Below are 21,507 nucleotides of genomic sequence, written 5' to 3'. Positions count from 1 at the left end.
ATACTTCTATATTCAAAAGTAATTTTTACAGAACAAGTGAGCTGCTTACTATTGACCTCATTAGATATAAAAGTAAAATCTTTGTTGAATTTCGAGTGTGATTTCTCCTCCGTCGAAATGACAATATTGAGGGAATTCATTTTTTTAGGTGATTTTACTTCTCCTTCTTCCCCCACTTAATTTTCATTTTCCCTTCGTCATCCAAAGCAATTAAATGCAATACAAGACCACGTTCTCGAACCGCATCGCGCTCGGCTTTGCTGGTTAATTGGGCATCGTTTTTAGAATTTCGGAGTGGGATGGTGAGGGCTAAGTTGGTGCCTCGGCCAAAGGAATAAATACCTTCAGCATCCATATTTAAAACGCTGGAACTAATAATAAAGTCGCTCACGTCTATTTGTTCGCCGCGGACTTTAAGACTGCCGGATAAATCACTAAACGTAATGTTTTTGACATCGCGAAACGGAAAAGCAAATTTGCCCACTTTTACAATAGGTTCAAAGTTCAGCAAAGCACCCTGAGTGACATTAAAGTTCAGATTTCCGCGCATAGAGTTCGTAATCATTTCGCCTTTGCCGTTTATTAAAGCGGTGACATTTGCATTGCTGCTGAGTTTCCCCCGAATGTTATTCGGATTAAAAGACTGGATTCCGAAATTGTTGAACGATCGTAAAAAACTCGCAATATCAACATGATTTACCTGCGCGTTAGAACTAAAAGTGTAGTTTTTTCCCTGAGGTGTTAGAGCACCACTAAAAGTGACATTTCCGCCGGAAGTTTGCACAGAACCATTTTTTACCAACAATTGAGAATTGATCATCTGAATCGTGGCTTTGGTATTGGTTGCCGTCAATTTATTATAAGTAATATTATCTGCTTTGATGTCGATCACGACTACACATTTTTCGATAGCCGTTCGCATCTGGTTCGAAATCGTGCTTTTTTTCTTGGGTTGGTTTGCGGTTTTTCTTTTCTGCGAAACTGCTAAAACGGCCAGTAATTGTTTAACATCAATATTGGGACAATAAACATTCCAGTTGACAACCATTTTTTCGGGTGCATCGTAATATAGATTTAGAAAATTATCGATTTTTCCATCAATGAAAATGGTGTTTTTCTTGTGTTTATAAGCGATTTTTTTAATGATCAGTGCTTTTTCGGTAAAGTCTAATTGTACGTTGGTTTTTATGGCGCGAACATCATTTGGAATATAATGAAATGAGGTATTGCTAACATTTACGTTCCCTATAAAACGCGGTTTGGTAATATATAAATCGACAATATCAAACTGAAATTTTAAATTAGCCGTGGCGTGACCTTCTAAAAACTGAATCCATTTGTCGCTGCTTATTTCGTTTAGTTTGGTGACATCAAAATCAGAATTTACAATGCCGGTTGCGATTGGTTTTTTTAAATTATTGATAACAGCCTGCGGAATCGTAAGCGGAATATTGCGATAATTACCTGTAAAATGACTCAGAATAATAGCTGAATTGGCATCGTTGAAACCTTCTTTCGGCTTAAAATTATTGGTAAAAATGCCTTTAAAATTACAATCCGTAAGTAATCCGTCTGGAATACTCAATTCGTTGTCTTTTATTTCGGCCTGAACGACAATTTTCGGATCGCCTTCGGCATTAAAATCACCTCTGATGTCACAATTCACATCAATTTCTTTTTTTAAATCAAATCGATTAAGCTTTGAGCTTATGTTTGCCGATAATAATTTCGAAGCATTTTTCCATAAAATAGTCGTGCTAATGTTGATTCCGAAAAGGGCATTTCCTTTGGCGAGATTAAAAAAAGCAATAATGTCAAAGCCATTTTTTCCTATTGTAAGGTTTTTAGTGACAACGTCTATTTTTTCTTTCTCGGCTGAATAAGAAACGGAAAAAGTTCCCTGAAGTTCTTTTTGTTTGGCAAAACTTCCGTGAACGGTATTAAAGGCTAGACTGCTAATTTGAGTATCTAAATAAACATCTGTCTGCCAGTCGTCTCCATCATAATCTACTTTCGATTTTAGACTTTCAATATCAAAATCAAATAATTTATGACCCACATGATTGTCTAAAGTAAAATGAACATTGTTGAGGTCAATCTGGTCAATTGTAGTTTCACTATCTGATTTGTTTTCTGGCGCTTTCTTCTTTTTAGGTTTAAAGATATCAGCGTTCGAATAGCCATTTTCAGCTTTATAAACGTAAATATTAGCGTCATTAATTAGTATTTTATGAATGTTGATGTCGTTTTGCAATAAACTCCAGATATTCAATCGCGCTTCAATTTCCTTCGCCTTTAGTAAAGTATGTTTGTGCGTTTGCCATTGTTTGTCTTTTATTTCAACATCTTTTAAGGCCAGAGTGAAGTTTGGGAAACCTACTAAAAATTTATAGTGAACATCGCGTATGTGAAATTCGCCATTAATATTTTCGTTAATTTTAGTGTTGATTTTGGCAATGATTTCTGTTTTATTCTGGTTAAAATAAAGAGACAATCCACCACATACAAGAAGCAACAATACAATTAGTCCTAAGATAAAAAAGCCAAAACGCTTGGCATACTTTTTAAAATGAGCTGATTGTAAAAAAAGTTTTATTTTTTGCACTGTTGCATTCATCGGGATAAGATTTTCTGGATTATTAAAGATAAGCTAAAAAAAGATGTAGTACTAAAAAAGATCAAACGCAATAAATTGTAAGCTTAAACTTTCAAATATTATTTTTGTTGTTGATATAATTATTGACAATACATTTATAATTAAAACTAATTTGGTAATGACGTTTGATTGGTTTTTAATTTCTAAATTTGTACTCAGTTAAAACACATTTAAAAACTGTAACCCTTAGCAAAGTCAAAAGGGATAACTTAAATAAAAATATTATGGCATTAGCAATAACAGATGCTACTTTTGATGAAGTAGTTTTGAAATCAGATAAACCAGTAATGGTAGATTTTTGGGCAGCATGGTGCGGTCCTTGTAGAATGGTTGGTCCAATCATCGATCAAATCAGTGAAGAATACGCTGGTAAGGTAGTTGTTGGTAAAGTAGATGTAGATGCTAACCAGGAATTCGCTGCAAAATATGGTGTGCGTAACATACCAACCGTTTTGGTTTTTCATAACGGTGAAGTAGTAGGAAAACAAGTAGGAGTTGCTCCGAAACAAACCTACGCTGATAGTTTAGACGCTTTGTTGTAATCTTAAGATTATAATTTATATTTAAAAAAGGTTTGATGAAAGTCAGGCCTTTTTTATGCTTAAAAGTTTTTGCCACGAATTTCACGAATTTACTCTAATTTTTTGCCACAGATTAATAGATTAAAATGATTTTTAATTTGTGAGAATCATTTAATCTTTGGCTAAATTTTTAAAATATCAAAATAAATAATTCGTGCTAATTTGTGTAATTCGTGGCAAACTTTATCGTAAAAGTAGTTCCTAAATCAGGTTTTGAACAGACTTCGATTTTACAATTGATTGCTGTTGCCAGATCCCGAATTAGGTGCAAGCCCAAGCCAGATTTGATTCCGATAACTTCTGAATCATTATAAAGGGCTTTAAATTTTTCCTGACTTCCGCCTGAACCGTTATCTGTAATCGAAAGATAATTTTGATCGTTTTCCTGCCAGGCTTTCCAGATTATTTTTCCATTAGGAGTTTTATCAAGCGCTTTTATGGCGTTTCCGGTTAAGTTTCTGATGATGGTTTTCAGGTAATTTTCATCTGTAATCAAATTGATATTTTCCGGATTTTCGAATACGATTTGAGTGTTTTCAACACTTGAAAAATGCTTTTCTGTTTCTTCAAATAAAACCGAAACAGGAACTTTTTGAAGATGAGGTTTAAAGTTTTCCATTTGTCCTTTACTCCACAACAAAATATCTTCCATAGACGATAATAAATTCTCTGCTCCCGTAATTACTTTCGTTTGCATACGTAAAGCTGTTTCTTCATCAATCAATTCCGGGCTTTCTTTTTGAAGATGTAGAAAGTGAATTAAATTAGAAACCGGACTTCGTAAATCATGATTTAAAATACTAAAAAAGCGTGCTTTAATTTTATTGGCTTCGTCAAGTTCCTGATTTAAAACCTGTAATTTCTGATTGGTTTTCTTTCGGTTTTGGTTTTGTTTGAATAACAACAATCCGATGATTCCAACCAATAAAAGTCCCGAAATTAAAAAAATACGCTGTTTTCTGGCATCTTTTATCTGAATGTTTTTAATCGTATTTTGAGCCGAAAGATTTTTTATTTCCTGCCCTTTAGATTTGTTTTGATAATGTGCTTCGGCATTGGCAATGTTTTTTTTAGCCGATTCCTGCATTATTTCATCATTATACTTGCTGTAGATTTCGTTGTATTGATAGGCTTGTTTCCAGAGTCCTAATGCAGCATAACTTTCAGATAGTTTTTTATTGATGATAACATACGATTCCTTGTCATATGTTAAAGCATTTTTTGATGCCAGCGTTAGGGTTTCAATCGCTTTTTTGTAATCACCTTTTTCAAATAATACTCTTCCCATTACAGTATTGGCTTCCATTAAAATGTCTTGATCATTCGATTTTTCTGCCAGTAAAACCGCTTTTTTAGCATAATTGTAGGCCGTTTTTATTTGATGTTTGTCAATGTAATATTCAGAGAGACTGCGGTTGGCAAAACTCAAATTAAGAAACAAAGGATCTTTTTTAGAAGGATACGTGTAAACCAAGTTGTAATATTTTTGAATACTATCCAGTTTCTTTTGCGGCACAAAACATTGCAAATAATAATTGCACGAAAAAGCACTAATATATGCTGAGGTTTTAATATAAGGCTGAGCTTCATTTAAATAATCAATTGCTTTATCCAATTGTTTCATTTTGGTATACGCAGCTGCAATCTGAGTGTATGAAACGCCAATTGTTTCATCATTCGCCACACTTTTTTTAAGCAGTTTTTTATAATTAATGGCTTTTAGCTGATAGCTAATAAAGGTTTCATATTCAGCTTTGTCAAGATAATATTCGCCAAGACTTCCGTACAAAACAGATTTAGTATAAGTGCTTTTTGTAGTGTCCAGAACTTGTTTTATGTATTCTATTAATTGTTTTCGTTTTGAAGTTTCATTAAGAGCATAATAAGCATAACTTAGGCGCATCAGAATTGAGGTTTCATTTTTAAGATGCCTGGCCTTTTTAGCATATTTTAATGCAAGCTCATAATTAATCATCGCCTGTTTATTCTGATTATTGTTGAATTCGTAGGCATTTCCTTTTAAAAAATAAAATCTGGATGTATAGGCGAGATGATTTTTAGAAAGCTCAATTCCTTTTTGTGCAACGATTACCAGTTTGGGATAATCTTCAGAATCTAAAACTTCATTTGTATACTCCAGCCACACTTTAAGCTTTTCATCAATAGTTTGATATCGTCCTAAATTCGGTTCTTGTTGCGCAAAAGCAGAAAAACTGATAAAAAACAGAAACAAAAAACCTAGTTTTCTCATGAGAACAGGTTTAGGTTTTCTTTATAGCTTCTTCCCACCGGAATTGCAATGTTGTTGTTTAAAATAATTTCGGTTGAATTTATTTTTTGAATAAACTGTTTCTGAACGGCAAAACTTCTGTGAATTCTAATAAAAGACTGAAAGTGATCTTCTTTTAAAAGATTGCCAATACTCGATAAAACGCAATGTCTTTTTTTGTCGGTAATAATCAGTGTGTAATCTTTTAAAGCTTCGAGATATAAAATTTCGTGAAGTTTTACTTTCGTCTGGTCGTGGCCTTCCTTAATATAAATCGTGTCACCGCCAATACTGGCTTCAAAAAGAGAAGCTTTCAGTTTCACTTCCATAAACTCTTCAATACGGCTTAGGGTTTGCGCGAACCGATCCAGTTTTAAAGGCTTTACAATAAAATCTAATGTTTCAATTTCAAAACTTTCAACAGCGTGTTCGGGATGTGAGGTTATGAAAATACAGGCAGGAATTTCTAATGCTTTTTTTCTGAATTCAATACCGCTTAAACCCGGCATATCGATATCCAGAAACAAGATATCTATTTTTTCTGTTTCGATAAACAACAGCGCTTCTTCAGCCGATTCAAAAACACCTAAAATATCCAGAATCGGAAATTTTTTGGCAAACGATACCACCGTGAGCCTGTCGATTTCGTCGTCATCAATAATAATGCAAGTGTATTTTTTAATCATTTAATTCGATTTTACGTCGTCTGTCTATTTAAAATGTCGTCTGTCTATTAGCTGTTTTTAGGGCTGTTTTATTGCTGCAAATTTGCTTCAGAATTAATTCATCAAACAAAAATAATGATCATTTAGATCCTTATGGCTTTTACAAAAATAATGTTATTGAATTAAATACTAACTATTTAACTAATATTAAAACGAAATTATTTATGAAAACTTTAAAAACCATTTTTGCCATTTTATTTGCTGCTATTTCTACAATTTCATGCAGCAGCGATGACGGAACTGACGGAGTAAATGGAGCTGATGGAAAAACAGGAACAGCAAATGTTATTTACAGCGCCTGGATAACCGCTCCAACGGCAGCTGCAGAAACTGTCGATGGCACTTCTGGAATGTCTACCACTATTAATGCGCCTGAATTATCAGACGACATTCTTGCAAAAGGCACCATATTGGTTTATGTATCCTTCGGAACCGGAACATTTACCTTGCCTTATACATCAACAGCAGGCGGATTTGCTAATACAATCTCTGCTATTTCTTCCTTAAAGAAAATTAAATTATTCAGATTCAGACATGATGCAGGAGGAACAGTAAATCTGCCAACAACTCTTACTTGGCGCTATATTTTGATTCCGGGAGGCGTTGCCGCTGCAACAGCAAAAACTGCAAAAGTTGATTACTCTAAAATGAGCTACGAAGAAGTGTGTGAACACTTTAATATTCAACCTTAATTTTTGAAAGAAAAAATAATCCAATAAAATAGAACCAAATAAGAACCAGTTAAATTAAATTATTATGAAAACTTTAAAAACATTTTTTGCCATTTTATCAGTTGCATTTATTGCATTTTCATGCAGCAGCAACGACGACAACAAACCAGAAGCGATTAAATATGCAGAAGAAAACCCTTTAGATGCTTACATGGCAGGTTCAGGATTTAGCCAAAAAGCGGTTGACGTAAAAAACTCAGGAATCTATGAATATGGTTTCAGCTTTAAACCAACAGTAACCGGAAAAATAAACGCTCTTATTGTGAAAATTCCAGATGTAAATGGAGCTTTAAGAATTACGCTATGGGATGCAGCAACAAAGACAGTTATAAAATCTGAAACTGTAAATGTAGCAACAGCAAATGTTACAATTGAAAAAACCATTACACCAATTGCGCTTACTAAAGACAAAGAATATTTCTTTACAGTAAACAGCGATGACTGGATCAACAGAACAAAAACAGACGGATCTGCAGCAACATATCCTATTGTAGCGGGAAATATTACAATTACAGGTTATGCTTATATTTCGAGCACAGCGACAGAAACTGTTTTCCCTACCAATGCGCGTAATACGTATTATGCAGGAGATATGACTTTTAAATTTCAACAAACAGAATAGAATAATTTGTTAGATAGTTTTGAATTTAGTAATTAAAAAGGTTTGGCGTAAGTCAGGCCTTTTTTATTTTAGAGCACAACAGCTTTTTAACTTTTAAATGATTTAATCTTTTAATACATTTGAAAGATGAAGATCGAATCGGAAATAGAAAAAGTTTCAAGTTTTCAGCATCTCGAAATGCTGGCCAATCAGGTTGTAGAAGGGTTTATATCCGGAATGCATAAAAGTCCGTTTCACGGCTTTTCGGCTGAATTTGCTGAGCATAAAGTCTACAACGCCGGAGAAAGCACCAAACATATCGATTGGAAATTATTCGCCAAAACAGATCGTTTGTACACAAAACGTTTTGAGGAAGAAACCAATTTACGCTGTCATATTATTGTAGATAATTCATCATCAATGCATTATCCGGAACTAAAATCGAATCAGCCTTTCTATGAAAAAAAGATTGGTTTTGCGGTTTTGGCGTCGGCAGTTTTAATGAATATTTTAAAGAAACAGCGCGATGCCGTTGGATTGAGTGTATTCTCGGATAATTATGAATATTACGCACCGGAAAAAGGAAGCGATCGTCATCATAGAATGCTGCTCAATAAATTAGAGCAATTATTAGTACAGCCAAAAATCAAAAAAACTACAGACACAATAACATATTTGCATCAGATAGCAGAAAAAATGCACCGTCGTTCGATGATTATTCTGTTCACAGATATGTTTCAGTCTGAAGATGATGAAAAGCTTTTTAATGCATTGCAGCATCTTAAACACAACAAACATAAAGTAGTTTTATTTCATGTAATAGATAATGAAACAGAGCTAAAATTTGAGTTTGATAACACACCAAGAAAGTTTATTGACTTAGAATCAGGCGAAGAAGTATCGATTTTTGCAGATAATGTAAAAGTAGAGTATGAAAAAAGAGCAGGAGAGTACTTTAAAAACCTGGCTTTAACCTGCGCAAAGAACCAAATTAAGTACGTTCCGGTTAATGTTGGCGATAATTTTGAAAAAATATTGACTACATATTTAGTTGAAAAACAAAACTTTGGCTAAGAATTTGAAAATATATTCAATTTTTTTTATCAAAACACTTGCAGAAATGAAATTCTGTACTATCTTTGCAACCGCAATAACGCAGAGGTTTGGTAGTTCAGTTGGTTAGAATACATGCCTGTCACGCATGGGGTCGCGGGTTCGAGTCCCGTCCAGACCGCAATATTGGGGAAAGCCTTTCGTAACAGAAAGGCTTTTTTGCCCAAATACGGTATCTAAGATTAGTTGTGTTGTTTTGCTACGACTTTGTAACTCGTAGCTGGTTTAGTAGTTAGACCAATGAAAAGCTTTCCACTTTTGTGGATGGCTTTTTTGATTTACAACACTTTTGATTTAACCGCAAAAAAATAAAGGTTTGCAAAGTTTATTTTCAGCTTTGCAAACCTTTATTTTTTAACCTTTATTAAATTTGAATTCAAATCAACTACTTCCTAGCTTTGGTCGTCATCCTTAACACATCTTGGAAGTTTTCTAGGATTTGGACAATAAGCCGGTCCGGTAATACAAGTGTCTTTAACATCTGCTACCGGGCAGGTTGGATCAACGCCACCTTTAATAGATTTTAATTCGTTAATGCTTAATTTTTCAGCACCTTTTAAGTTTTCTAACATAATCTTCGGTTTTTTATTTTGATTAATATTCCAATCAATTAAGACACTTGGAATTTGTGTCTGCCCAATTACCAATATTTTAAATAGTAAAAAATTGACGTAATAACTTTACAAATATTAAGTTTTTATTCAATATAAATACTTTTATATCAGACTTTTAAAATTATGACACAGATAATTTATAAATTGTAACTTCTGGAAAATGCAACCTCAAATTATCGCAAAAATTTAGAATTTAATGCATTTAAGCAATGTAAGCATGCATTATTATAAGTGTAAAGAAAAGCGCTTAACGTTTACTATATTGCTAAGATGATTTAAAATTGGCACTTTTTGTTTTTCTACTTTAATAGAAATCAATTGGTTAAAAAAATAACGTATTTATTTGTTTAAAAAACGTAAAAAACCTTGTAGAATCCAAGTTCTATCGTATTTTTGCAGTCACAATAACGCAGTTGGTTTGGTAGTTCAGTTGGTTAGAATACATGCCTGTCACGCATGGGGTCGCGGGTTCGAGTCCCGTCCAGACCGCAATATTGGAAGAAGCCTTTCTTAATGGAGAGGCTTTTTTGTTTTTAGCAACTTATCTCAAATTTTCTTCCTTGATATTCAATTACTTTAATTGAAAAGAAGATTTGGATAAGCTGAGAAGTATAAAATCAAAATTCTAATAAAAAGTAAATTATTAAATAGCCTCCAGTTTTAACTGGAGGTTTTTTATGTTTAAAAGAGAAAGGCTTTAGCCGAAATTTGATTTTGTATATGAAAAAATAAAATAGAATTGAACTCATATATGCGCCCAAATGCAAAATAAATCTCGTGATTTTTGTAATATAAATTAGAATTATGAGTGAAAACAGTTTTTCAAAAGAAACCCAAACCAGATTAATAGATTTTTTCACAAATACCATTGATTCTGATGAAATGGCAAAGATAATACGACAAGTAAATTATGTTCTTTCTTTATGTGTCATGCGAGGTTGCGAAACGGTAGAATCTGAAGTAAAAAACATCGAAGATAATTTTTATTAGCTCAATAAATTAGCCGAAGCTTTAGACCCTTATTTGGATGTTGAATAGAAATAAGGATTGTTTTATGAACCGTTTGTCATTTCGACCAAAGGGAGAAATCACACTCGTAGCTCCACATAGATTAACGACATTCTGTGCAGAGTTTCTAGTGTGATTTCTCTCTTCGGTCGAAATGACAATATTGGGGTTACTTTATGTTTCAAGGGATTAAAATCCCTAGCTACAAAATAATCATTCCTTCGGAATTTATGAAGCGTTCCTTAAGAACAAATTATATTGTAGAGATGGATTTTAATCCATTCTTGGCTAAAAACAAAAAAGCTTCTGATTTCTCAGAAGCTTTTTTCGTGCACCTTATAGTACAAAACTCGAACCATTTGGTCGAAGATTTGGGGCTTATGAGTGAAATATTAATTGAGGTTTAAGGCCTCCTTATCAACTTCGGTAGCTAATTCGATAACTTTATGGATTAAGAAAGCCTCAACCAATGAAAGTGCATAGTCCCGATCGATGGGTAGCATATCTGGTTTTATAACTTCTTCAATATATTGCTCAGGACTCCATAATTTACGTACTATTTCAGGATGTGTATGCTCAATACTTTGCAGTGTATCCTCAAATTTTTTATTTGCTACCTCAATGAATTCTTTAAGATCTGCTTCAGTTAAAGGCAGGACGGTAATTTTAATTATAGATTTCTTTTCCATAGGTTTACTTTTTTTACTTTCAATTAATGGTTTCTCTCTTTTACCCAGACGGTAGTCGTAACCATCACTTTGGTGGCCATCTACATCAGCAAAAACTGTTTTGAAAATATCCAGTTTGTCCTTGTCATCTAATGTTTCATTGTTTTCATTTTCTACATCCAAAATATAATATTCCCACTCTTCATTTCTGATTTTGTGCATATTGTCGAACAGCAACTTACCTAATTCCAATGCCGGCGGAGAAGCCTTAAGTATTTCTGTCCATTTTTCAAATCCCACCAATTTCGCAATGATGTGCTGGGCGTTCATAAGTGTAAAATGGTTTTCATCGATGTCGAAGTCATTAAGCAACGCATCTACATCGAAAAATTTTGGTGCATACTCAAAGAGGTTGTCCCCTAACGAAGAATTGAAATAAGGTTTTTGTGTTTTAAAATCTTTCTGAAGATTTTTTGCCTGGAGTTTGAAGTACTCAATAGTTTTCATAATACATTCCTTTTGTACCAACTTAATTATCCTGGATATTTGCGTTCGTAATCTTTATTTGGATAATAAGCAGGTAGGTTAGCATTATTAAACTATTGGCTGATGAAATCTTTGCACGAACGAGCAAGCTTGCCAACAAGCATAGTGCAATATTAGAAATAAAATTTTAATCCACCAAACTTATTGTACTGGTTTAGAATCACATGGACACTAGATGGGTATTTATATTTCAATATTATGCTTAGTTAAAATGCACATCAACAACATAAAAATTGAGGAATTTCGAAATCTCAAGGATAGTCAAATTGAATTCAATGAGGGCGTAGATGCTATTAGCGGGCATAACTACACTGGGAAAACAAATCTCTTTAGTGCAATGTCCCTTTTATAAGACAATAAACTTTCAGAAAAGAAATATCGATGATTTTAATAAAAATATCCTAATTCTGATTGAACTATCCATCTACCAAAAGGGACCTATAATACCAAAGAGAAACAATGTATATGAAAGTAACGAAAGATTGATACGAAATCTAAACTTCTATAATAACTCTTTATCTAAATTTTAAAAAGAAAAAAATATGGTGTTTGTATGACTCGATGCCAGTGTCTCATTTTAGGGAATAAATGGCGCAAGTTCAAAAAATAGTCAAAGAAATTCCCTGTCCTAAATTATAATTATAGAATGTTATTAACATTGTTAAGTATAAGTTACTGTTTAAATACTATTAGACATGGTGCAATGATGTTGATAAAGTTTTAAAATCTTCATATATACCACTATTACATTTAATAAATTTGACACTTAGTGTCAAATGAAAATATGTCAACAGAAACTTTAGGAGGAAAGCTAAGAGAACTGAGAGAATCAAAACATTTTCCCTTACGAAAAATTGCGGCAATGTTAGATATCGATGTGGACATTTTAAGTAAAATGGAGCGCGGAGAACGAAGATTAACAAAAGAAGCTATTTTAAAGCTAGCAGAAATTTACCAATATAATTCTGATGAGCTTTTAATATTATTTCTATGTGAAAAAATCATGTCTGACATTCAAGGCGAAGACTTAGGTGAACAAGCACTTATAGTTGCAAAAAAGAGATTTAAATATTTGAAAGATAATAAAGCCAATGACAATTAATCAGCTAATAGAAAAATATAAGTCTGATAGAAAATATTATTTGTCAGATAAATATAATGAAACATTACTACGTAGTGATTTCTTAGATCCATTCTTTGAATTACTCAAGTGGGATATAAAGAACCATGCAGGTAAATCGACTAATGAAAGAGAGGTTATTCTTGAAGAAACATTAAAATCGAATGCTTCGGAACATTCTAAAAAGCCGGATTACACTTTCAGGCTTTTTTCAGAAAGAAAGTTTTTTGTGGAAGCAAAAAAACCTCATGTAAGAATTGAATCTAGTGATGAAACGGCTAAACAAATTAGACGTTATGGTTTCACCGCTAAACTTAAAATTTCGGTTTTATCAAATTTCGAGTATTTAATATTATATGATGTGTCAGTGAAGGTTGATCATACAGATAACTTTCAAAAGGCGTTAATTAAAAAATATCATTATACGGAGTACGAAGAGAAATTTGAAGAAATAAAAAACTACTTAGGCAAGGACTCTGTATATTCAGGTCAATTTGATTTAGAGTGGAAAGATATCGAAGCTAAAATTCAACTCTATTCAATCGACAATCTATTTCTAAATCAAATTAATGAGTGGAGAACTCTACTCGGCTCTGAAATTTATAGATATGAGACCACTATTAACGTACAACAGTTAAATGATACTGTACAGAGTTATCTTAATCGGATCTTATTTTTAAGGGTTTGTGAAGATCGAAATTTAGAAGATTATCAAACTCTATTGAAATTTGCAAGCGCTAATGATTTTAATGCTTTAATAAGCAAATTTCAACAAGCGGATATAAAATATAATTCAGGATTGTTTGATCAGCTTTTAGTCGATAAAATCGTTGAAAACATATCTTCCGTTTTTTGGTCGATAATTAAACAATTGTACTATCCAGAAAGCCCCTATTCATTCGCTGTATTTTCATCAGATGTTTTGGGTACTATATATGAAATTTTCCTATCAGAACAACTGATTGTACAAGATGATGCTGTCATACTTATTAAAAAACCTGAGAATGCTGATCGAGATATTATCACTACACCAACTTTTATAATTAATGATATTCTTCGTAAAACAGTACAGGTTAAATGTGTTGATTTAGATTATACTGAAATCTGCAAATTAAAATTCGCAGATATATCTTGTGGGTCAGGTGCTTTCCTTTTGGAACTTTTTCAATTATTAAATGACAATGTTATTGACTATTTTTTACGTACTGATAAAACCAAACTTATACATACAGCTTTAGAAACTTATAAACTACCTTATGATATAAAACGTAATCTTTTATTAAGTTGTGTATACGGAATTGATAAGGATTATAATGCTGTAGAATCAGCAAAGTTTGGGTTACTATTGAAACTTTTAGAGAATGAGGACGCTGCTTCAATTTCTGGGCGAAATCCAATACTTCCAAATTTAGATCAAAATATATTTTTTGGTAACAGTCTTATAGAGCCTAATCAAGTTTTTTTAGATAATGAGCAAATTATTATCAATCCATTCGATTTTGCAAGTCTTAGATTTGATGTAATTGTAGGTAATCCTCCTTATATGAAGTCCGAAGACATGAAAAACATAACACCTCTTGAACTTCCTATTTACAAAAAGAACTACATATCAGCTCATAAACAATTTGATAAGTACTTCCTTTTTATTGAACGCGGTTTAAACTTATTAACTTCCAATGGAATATTAGGATACATTGTTCCAAGTAAATTCACAAAAGTTGGTGCTGCGGTAAATCTAAGAAAAGAATTATCTGTAAATGGTTATTTGCACTCCTTGGTATCCTTTGGTGCCAATCAAATATTTGCAGATAAAACTACTTACACAAGTATTTTAATCATCGGCAAGAGTAGTCAGGAAAATTTTACTTACACTGAAATAAAAAATCTTACACAATGGAAGATTCGAGATTTTAAAAATATTAATACAGATGAAATCGAAACAAACACTCTTTCTAGTGAACTTTGGTTTTTAGTGCCTCCATATTTGAAACTAGCATATGAAAAAGTTTTAAAACAGAGCGAGAACCTTAAAAAAATCGTCGGGAAGGATAATATAAATAATGGAATACAAACTAGTGCCAATGAAGTTTACATTATTCAAGCTACGAAAGAAGACAATAACACAGTGTACTTTATCAAAAAAGGCGTAACCTACAGTATTGAAAAGGATGCGCTTAGACCGTATTACGTAACTGTTCGTACTAAGGGTGCAGAAAAATTAAATACTTACCGCACAATCGTACCTAATGCTTATGTAATTTTTCCATATATCTTCCAAAATGGCAAAACTGAGTTTATTTACCCTGACGAATACAAGAAATTATACCCATTAGCATATAAATATCTCGAATTAAATAAACCAAAACTTACTGAAAAACGAGACGTCAAACCAGTACCAAAAACAGATCAGGAATGGTATCGTTTTGGTCGTAGCCAATATTTGGAATTAGGTGAAATAAAAGAAAAAATAATCATAGGTGTTATGTCAACAGGTGAAAAATATCCAATAGATTTTTCACAAACTTTGCACACCGCTGGTGGAACTGCGGGCTATTGTAGTTTATTCTTGTCTCCTGATAGCTTATATTCAATCTATTACATACAAGCTATTCTAAACTCTAAATATGTTGAGTGGATAATTCATCTTAAGGGTGAAGTATTTCGTGGAGGATATATTGCACGCGGAACAAAGGTGTTGAATAATTTACCAATCCGTAAAATTGACTTCAAGAATCCCTTAGATAAAGAATTGCATGATAACATTGTAAAAACGCAGATAAAGCTGATTGAAATTCAACAGAAAGTAGACTCAAATGTTGGAAATAAAAGATTACAAACCCCACTTTTAGGACAATTTGAAAGAACAAAAGCAATAATGGATGATTTGCTTAAGAAATTATATAACCTTGGCGCCGATGACTCGCTAATCCCAACAATAAAAGATTTATATGAAATTAATTGAGAATGCAACTGCAGAAAAACTTAGAGGCGGTTTTTATACACCGGACGCGATAGCTGCATTTATTCTTAAATGGGGAATTAATGGCAGCAGAGATTATGACATCTTAGAACCGAGTTGCGGAGATGGAGTATTTTTGGAGCAACTTAAATATAATAACCATCAATTCAAATCTGTTACAGCAGTAGAGTTTGATCATAAGGAAGCCAAAAAAGCTAATAAAATTCAGCTTAATGATAAAACAGTTATAAATACAGATTTTCATTTATACTGCAACGAAACTACTAAAAGATTTGATCTTGTTATAGGAAACCCCCCATATATAAGATTTCAATATTTTGATAGTGAACAACAAAAGGAAGCTGCAAAAATTTTTAGCAAAGCTGGATTAAAATATTCAAAACTTAGTAATGCATGGGTATCATTCGTAGTAGGATCAAGTCTACTTTTAAAAGAAGACGGTAAGATTGGTTTTGTTATTCCGGCAGAGCTTCTTCAGGTTTCCTACGCACAGCAACTTAGGGAGTTCCTGGCTAAATTTTATAACAAAATAAATATTATCTCCTTTGAAAAGTTAGTTTTTCCTGACATTCAACAAGAGGTAGTTTTGCTTCTTTGCGAAAAAAATGGCACGGACACACATTTGATAGAACATTTAGAATTACACGATGCAAGCGATTTGGAAAATTTGAACGTAGAAATTTTAAAAAGCCCATCCAAAAAAATTGATTTTAAGTCGAACAAGTGGACATATTATTTTTTGGAGCAAGAAGAAATTGATTTCCTTGAAAATATTGCTGCCAAAAGAAATATACCTTCAATTGGTACTTTTGCAAAAGTTGAAGTTGGAATAACAACTGGTGCCAACAGTTACTTTACTGTGCCTTTAACAACAGTCCAGCAATATGACCTGGATCAGTTTGCCAAACCTATGGTGGGTAGAAGCATTCAAGTAAACAGCTTAATTTTTACGAAAGAAGACTGGGAATTAAACCGTAAATCTAAAGCAAAAGCTCACTTACTCGTATTTCCAAATCGAAAAGAATTAGGTGAACATTCAGGGGCTCAAAAATATATTAAATTTGGTGAAATTAACGAAGTAAATAAGGGATACAAAACTGGAATAAGGGATGATTGGTTTGTTGTTCCGTCTATAAGGGTTTCAGATGCGTTTTTTATTAGACGTAATAATTTATACCCAAGGCTTATTATTAATGATGCTAAAGCTTATACTACTGATACAATGCATCGAGTTTCGATAAAACCAGAGGTTGAAATAGAAGCATTCACATCTAGTTATTATAACTCTTTATCTTTGGCTTTCTCAGAAGTGACGGGTAGAAGCCATGGTGGAGGTGTTTTAGAACTAATGCCAAGTGAAGCTGAAAGAATCTTATTGCCCTACAAAACAATAAATAAAAAATTATTACCTCGGATTGATGAAATGTTACGTAATAAAAATAACATTGATGAAATTTTAAAAATTACAGATGAATTAATATTAAAAAAAGGTTACGGACTTACCCAAAAAGAAGTTAATTTGGCTAATCAGATATGGAAAAAATTATCTAAAAGACGAATTAATAGGAGTAAATAGTTATAAAATTGAGGATAGTTAATCTTAGCATTATAACACTTACACTTTTAATATAATGTCTACGATCCAGCAATATTTCGCACAATATGAAAATCAAAAAAATCAAGATTGAAAATTTTCGATTACTTAAAGACTTTGAGTTACATCTTGAAGATGAACTTTCGTTAGTCATTGGAAAAAATAACTGCGGCAAAACATCTTTATTATCAATATTGGATAAGTTTTTAAGCCATGCTGAAAAGACAAAATTCTCTTTTGATGATTTTAATATTGAATTCAAAAATGACGTAAAACAAACTGTCGAAGATCTAGCCCTAAATGAAGAAACATATCATCCAATTGGAATAAAATTGAAGCTGTTCATTGAATATGGTGAAAAAGACAATCTTTCAAATATTTCTAAGGTTATGATGGACTTAGATCCAGACAATAATTTTATCGTTCTAGGATTTGAATATTTATTAGATTTTGATGGATTGATCCGTCTAAGAAAAGATTTTGCAGAATTTAAAACGAAGGAAAAAAGCAAGCTTAAGGATACAAAAGAGACTAGTTTAAAAACAGAAAAAAACCTATTCTATTTTTTAAAACTAGAACAATCAGGATACTTTCACACCAGGCGTAAATCAATTGAATTTGATGTAAAAACAAAAATTGAAAATGACGATAAATACCTTGATTTAGACATAGAAAAAATTAGTTTGAAGGAAATTATTAACTTCAAGTTTATTAGTGCAAAACGTGACGTCTCTAACAAAGAGATTGATAAAACTTTGTCGATTCAAACTTCTTCCATTTATAAAAAAACAGAAGCTAGCGACGAACAAAAGGATGCTATTGATGATTTTAAAGATAAGCTTAGCGAGACAGATATAGTACTTAGTGGAATATATTCAAATCTCTTTAAAAACGTAATTGAAAAAGTCAGAAATTTTGGAGGGATAAAGCAAGATGACTCCCTAATTGACATAATTTCAACTTTACAGCATAGAGAACTACTTGAAGGCAATACTACGGTTATGTATAATCATGGGGGAAGCTCCTTACCTGAGAATTACAATGGTCTTGGGTATATGAATCTTATTAGTATGATTTTTGAAATTGAGATCCTTCTACAAGATTTTAAAAGGAAAAAGGAAGAGAGACCGTCTGATATAAATATCCTTTTTATTGAGGAACCGGAAGCACATACTCACCCCCAGATGCAATATATTTTTATAAAAAACATCAAATATCTACTGAATCAGGGTATTCAACGTGAGGACGGTCAAATCGCCGAACTGCAATCAATAATAACCACACACTCTTCTCATATTGTTGCAGAGAGTAATTTTGATGATATTAAATATCTAAAAAAAGAGAGTGAAATTTCAGTCATTGCTAAAAATTTAAAAGACTTGCAATATGACTACAAGGCTAATACCAAACAATATCAATTTCTAAAGCAATATTTAACGATAAACAGGGCTGAGATATTTTTTGCAGACAAAGCAATTCTAATTGAAGGAGATACAGAACGAATCTTGTTGCCTACTCTGATGAAAAAATTTGATTTGGATGAGGAAAAAATATTTAAAGCAAGTGGAGGAAAAGATAAGTTTCTTCCTTTGCTTTCTCAAAATATTTCTATTATCGAAGTTGGTGCATACTCCCAAATCTTCGAAAAATTTATAAATTTTATTGGTGTAAAAAGTTTGATTATCACTGATCTCGACGCAACTGATGCAGCTGGCGAGAAATGCGAACCATCATTAGGAGTCAATTTTTCTAACTCCGCATTAAGTTTTTTCTTTTCTACTGCTACTCTAGCAAACCTTAAAAGTTATAGTGTTGCAGAAAAGACATTTATTAATGATTCCGGAAAATGGAAAATAAATGCTGATGGTAATCTTTTAATAGTTTATCAGATATTGGAGAATTCTTTTATAGCTAGGAGTTTTGAAGATTCTTTCATTAATTTAAATAGAGCTTTTATTACACCAATAAAAACTCAGTTTGAAGGTCTTAAAAACTTTGCGGAATTTGACAATCTTGGCAACAATCCCTACTTTTTAGCTGAAAAATGCATTAAGAAAAAGACCCATTTCGCTTTAGATATTTTGTATCATAGCAATGAAGATTTTAGTAATTGGAATATTCCGGGGTACATTAAAGAAGGTTTGTCATGGCTGAAACAAAATTAGAACAGATTGCAAAGGATGAGTTTCATCAAGTTATGGAGCACATTAATAATGGTGATAATTTTCTTTTGAGTGGTGGTGCTGGAAGTGGAAAAACATACTCTTTAGTCCAGATTATTAGAGAAGTTATTGAAAAAAATCCGACGGCTAAAGTAGCATGTATGACCTATACAAATGCTGCAGTAAAGCAAATTGAAGAACGTGTTGATCACAACAATTTAAATGTTACCACAATTCACGATTTTCTTTGGGATAATATCAAGCATTTTCAAAAAGAACTAAAAACAGCAATTATTAACCTTAATAATGATCCGGACAACACGAAGATTAGCTTTGAGGATCAATTACTGCCTAATACTTTTTTTGATAACCTGGATAAAGGAATACAGTATAAGGAATATTTGAGGCTTCGAGAGGGCATTATTTCTCATGATGAGCTTTTGCTAATCGCTAGTTATATGTTTGAAAATCACACTAAACTCTGTGACATTTTAAAAGATAAATATAAATTTATATTCATTGACGAATATCAAGATACAAATACGGAAGTTGTAGAACTGCTACTAACACACCTACAAAAAAGTAAAAAGAAAAATGTTATTGGCTTCTTTGGTGATGCGATGCAGTCCATATATGATGAAGGTGTTGGTAACTTAGATGCCTATAAGGGCGCAGATGCAGGGAAAGTTAAAGAAGTAAAAAAAGAAGTCAATAGAAGAAATCCAAAATTAATTTATGAACTAGCTAATAGGCTGCGTACTGATGGTATAGTTCAAACTCATTCGCTTGAAGACGCACCAAACATTTTTAACGGTAAAGTTAAAGACGGTAGCATAAAATTTATTTATTCATCAACCGCTGATCTTGTTTCAGTAAGAACACACCTGACAGCTTTAGGGTGGAACTTTAATAATCCTAAGCAAACAAAGGAACTTAATTTAACGCATAACCTCATTGCAGATAAAGCAGGCTTCAGAAACCTGATGGATATTTATGATAAAGATCCAGTGATAGGATTAAAATCTGATATTTTAGCTAAAATAAAAGACAATAAAAAGAACAATCGTGCTGAAATCCAGATTGCCGAAACAGATACATTCGACCAGGTCGTTAATAAATTTCAATTAAAGAATAGACAACGAATATTAAAAAAGGATATCATTCTTAAAGAACCTGATCACAAAAAAATGTATAATTTACTTAAAGATCAAAGTTTTGCAGAAGTCAGAAGGATTTATTTAGACAAAGACTCTTTAGTGGATGACAAAAAACAAGACGGAGATGATGATAACAAGAAAGGTTCGAAGAGAGACAATTTAATCAAACATCTTTTTAAGATACAAAACAATATTTTCTATTACGAAAACAAAAATTATAATGAATTTTTGCGCGCTACAGATTATAAAATTCATGTCACAAGCATCAATCAAAAACGAATTTTAAAAGCCAGTATAGAAAGTCTAGTTAAAGTTGGTGACAAAACTATTGAAGAAGTAATTAAAGAAGCAGATGAAAAAAATATATGCTTGATTGACCAGCGACTTGAAAAATTTATTCTCAACAATGAATATATATACAATCGTGTAAAAAAAATTAAATATTCTGAGTTTCAAAAACTGTATGAATATTTAGAAGGTTTTACACCCTTTTCAACACAGCACAAAACAAAAGGTGCAGAGTTCAATAATGTTCTTGTAATTCTTGATAATGGGGACTGGAATAAATACAATTTTGAGAACCTTTTTAGTGAGTCTGGGACAGCAAGTGTTTTGGAGAGAACTCAAAAAATATTCTACGTTTGTTGTACGCGATCCAAAGAAAATCTCGCAGTCTTCTACCATAATCCAAATCCTGTTGTCATAGCCAAAGCGAAGGAATGGTTTGGTGAAGAAAATGTACTTTCTTTAAATTCATAATTATATTAATTATTTTCTTGATGCTTTAATATTTATATAATAGGTAACAGGAGTCTTTGTAATAACCTCATTATCCGGCTTAAATGGGTTTCTTATAGGCCAAACTTTTGGCGCCGCAGAAGTTACGTTGGATATTCTGGATAAAGTGAGCACCTAATTCTGGATAAAAGTGAGCAGTATAAATGAACTCAAAAAGGTGTCTAAAAAGTAGTTTAAAAGTATA

The 21,507-nt window shown here is 32.4% G+C and carries 16 protein-coding genes and 2 tRNA genes; 13 read left to right on the top strand and 5 right to left on the bottom strand.

Annotated features, from left to right (window positions below; all coding sequences use genetic code 11):
* Positions 1 to 154: 154 nt before the first annotated feature.
* Complete coding sequence (locus tag EV143_RS00090) at positions 155 to 2,617, bottom strand: AsmA-like C-terminal region-containing protein (protein WP_133505813.1); 2,463 nt, start codon at positions 2,615 to 2,617, stop codon at positions 155 to 157.
* A gap of 188 nt (positions 2,618 to 2,805) precedes the next feature.
* Here EV143_RS00090 and trxA point away from each other — a divergent pair, with 188 nt between their 5' ends.
* Positions 2,806 to 3,198 carry a thioredoxin gene (trxA, locus tag EV143_RS00085; protein WP_262710968.1) on the top strand — a complete coding sequence of 131 codons (393 nt, stop codon included), beginning with the start codon at positions 2,806 to 2,808 and terminating at the stop codon, positions 3,196 to 3,198.
* A gap of 196 nt (positions 3,199 to 3,394) precedes the next feature.
* On the opposite strand, the gene EV143_RS00080 is transcribed toward trxA, so the two are convergent.
* Both EV143_RS00080 and EV143_RS00075 read right to left on the bottom strand, forming a co-directional pair.
* A complete protein-coding gene (locus EV143_RS00080; RefSeq protein ID WP_133505811.1) occupies positions 3,395 to 5,488 on the bottom strand; it encodes a tetratricopeptide repeat-containing sensor histidine kinase in 2,094 nt (697 codons plus the stop codon).
* Positions 5,485 to 6,192: a LytR/AlgR family response regulator transcription factor gene (locus tag EV143_RS00075; RefSeq protein ID WP_133505809.1), complete on the bottom strand. Its 708-nt coding sequence runs from the start codon at positions 6,190 to 6,192 to the stop codon at positions 5,485 to 5,487. Before EV143_RS00075 ends, EV143_RS00080 begins: the two co-directional genes overlap by 4 nt.
* Before the next feature lie 203 nt (positions 6,193 to 6,395).
* Here EV143_RS00075 and EV143_RS00070 point away from each other — a divergent pair, with 203 nt between their 5' ends.
* The 4 genes from EV143_RS00070 to EV143_RS00055 all read left to right on the top strand — a co-directional run bounded on the left by EV143_RS00070 (position 6,396) and on the right by EV143_RS00055 (position 8,797).
* Complete coding sequence (locus EV143_RS00070; protein ID WP_133505807.1) at positions 6,396 to 6,923, top strand: hypothetical protein; 528 nt, start codon at positions 6,396 to 6,398, stop codon at positions 6,921 to 6,923.
* A gap of 64 nt (positions 6,924 to 6,987) precedes the next feature.
* Positions 6,988 to 7,584, top strand: a complete 597-nt coding sequence (locus EV143_RS00065) for a DUF4082 domain-containing protein (RefSeq protein ID WP_133505805.1) — start codon at positions 6,988 to 6,990, stop codon at positions 7,582 to 7,584.
* Between the two features lie 126 nt (positions 7,585 to 7,710).
* Positions 7,711 to 8,637, top strand: a complete 927-nt coding sequence (locus EV143_RS00060; protein ID WP_133505803.1) for a DUF58 domain-containing protein — start codon at positions 7,711 to 7,713, stop codon at positions 8,635 to 8,637.
* 86 nt (positions 8,638 to 8,723) lie between these two features.
* Positions 8,724 to 8,797: transfer RNA gene (locus tag EV143_RS00055), tRNA-Asp, on the top strand.
* A 271-nt stretch (positions 8,798 to 9,068) separates the two neighbouring features.
* Here the strand turns inward: EV143_RS00055 and EV143_RS00050 are convergent.
* Positions 9,069 to 9,248, bottom strand: a complete 180-nt coding sequence (locus EV143_RS00050) for a bacteriocin (RefSeq protein ID WP_133505801.1) — start codon at positions 9,246 to 9,248, stop codon at positions 9,069 to 9,071.
* Between the two features lie 457 nt (positions 9,249 to 9,705).
* Between EV143_RS00050 and EV143_RS00045 the strand changes: the two genes are divergently transcribed.
* Together EV143_RS00045 and EV143_RS00040 are read left to right on the top strand one after the other, a co-directional pair.
* Positions 9,706 to 9,779 (top strand) — tRNA-Asp (locus EV143_RS00045).
* Between the two features lie 315 nt (positions 9,780 to 10,094).
* Positions 10,095 to 10,280, top strand: a complete 186-nt coding sequence (locus EV143_RS00040) for a hypothetical protein (protein WP_133505799.1) — start codon at positions 10,095 to 10,097, stop codon at positions 10,278 to 10,280.
* 410 nt (positions 10,281 to 10,690) lie between these two features.
* On the opposite strand, the gene EV143_RS21630 is transcribed toward EV143_RS00040, so the two are convergent.
* A complete protein-coding gene (locus EV143_RS21630; protein ID WP_208111240.1) occupies positions 10,691 to 11,473 on the bottom strand; it encodes a hypothetical protein in 783 nt (260 codons plus the stop codon).
* A 214-nt stretch (positions 11,474 to 11,687) separates the two neighbouring features.
* Between EV143_RS21630 and EV143_RS21985 the strand changes: the two genes are divergently transcribed.
* From EV143_RS21985 to EV143_RS00005, 6 genes are all read left to right on the top strand, one after another.
* A complete protein-coding gene (locus EV143_RS21985; protein WP_133505797.1) occupies positions 11,688 to 11,864 on the top strand; it encodes an AAA family ATPase in 177 nt (58 codons plus the stop codon).
* A 432-nt stretch (positions 11,865 to 12,296) separates the two neighbouring features.
* Complete coding sequence (locus tag EV143_RS00025; protein WP_133505795.1) at positions 12,297 to 12,614, top strand: helix-turn-helix domain-containing protein; 318 nt, start codon at positions 12,297 to 12,299, stop codon at positions 12,612 to 12,614.
* Positions 12,604 to 15,594, top strand: coding sequence for an Eco57I restriction-modification methylase domain-containing protein (locus EV143_RS00020; protein ID WP_133505793.1), 2,991 nt, complete (start codon positions 12,604 to 12,606; stop codon positions 15,592 to 15,594). The genes EV143_RS00025 and EV143_RS00020 overlap by 11 nt, the downstream gene beginning before the upstream one ends.
* On the top strand, positions 15,581 to 17,188 hold the full coding sequence (locus EV143_RS00015) for an Eco57I restriction-modification methylase domain-containing protein (protein ID WP_133505791.1): 1,608 nt from the start codon (positions 15,581 to 15,583) through the stop codon (positions 17,186 to 17,188). Before EV143_RS00020 ends, EV143_RS00015 begins: the two co-directional genes overlap by 14 nt.
* An 86-nt stretch (positions 17,189 to 17,274) precedes the next feature.
* A complete protein-coding gene (locus EV143_RS00010) occupies positions 17,275 to 19,371 on the top strand; it encodes an AAA family ATPase (protein WP_133505789.1) in 2,097 nt (698 codons plus the stop codon).
* Complete coding sequence (locus EV143_RS00005; RefSeq protein WP_133505788.1) at positions 19,353 to 21,284, top strand: UvrD-helicase domain-containing protein; 1,932 nt, start codon at positions 19,353 to 19,355, stop codon at positions 21,282 to 21,284. Before EV143_RS00010 ends, EV143_RS00005 begins: the two co-directional genes overlap by 19 nt.
* Positions 21,285 to 21,507: the final 223 nt, after the last annotated feature.

This window comes from Flavobacterium chryseum (assembly GCF_004362015.1).
Classification (GTDB): Bacteria; Bacteroidota; Bacteroidia; order Flavobacteriales; family Flavobacteriaceae; genus Flavobacterium.
The sequence above is the reverse complement of the archived record's forward strand: the minus strand, read 5'-3'. Positions and strand labels throughout refer to the sequence as shown.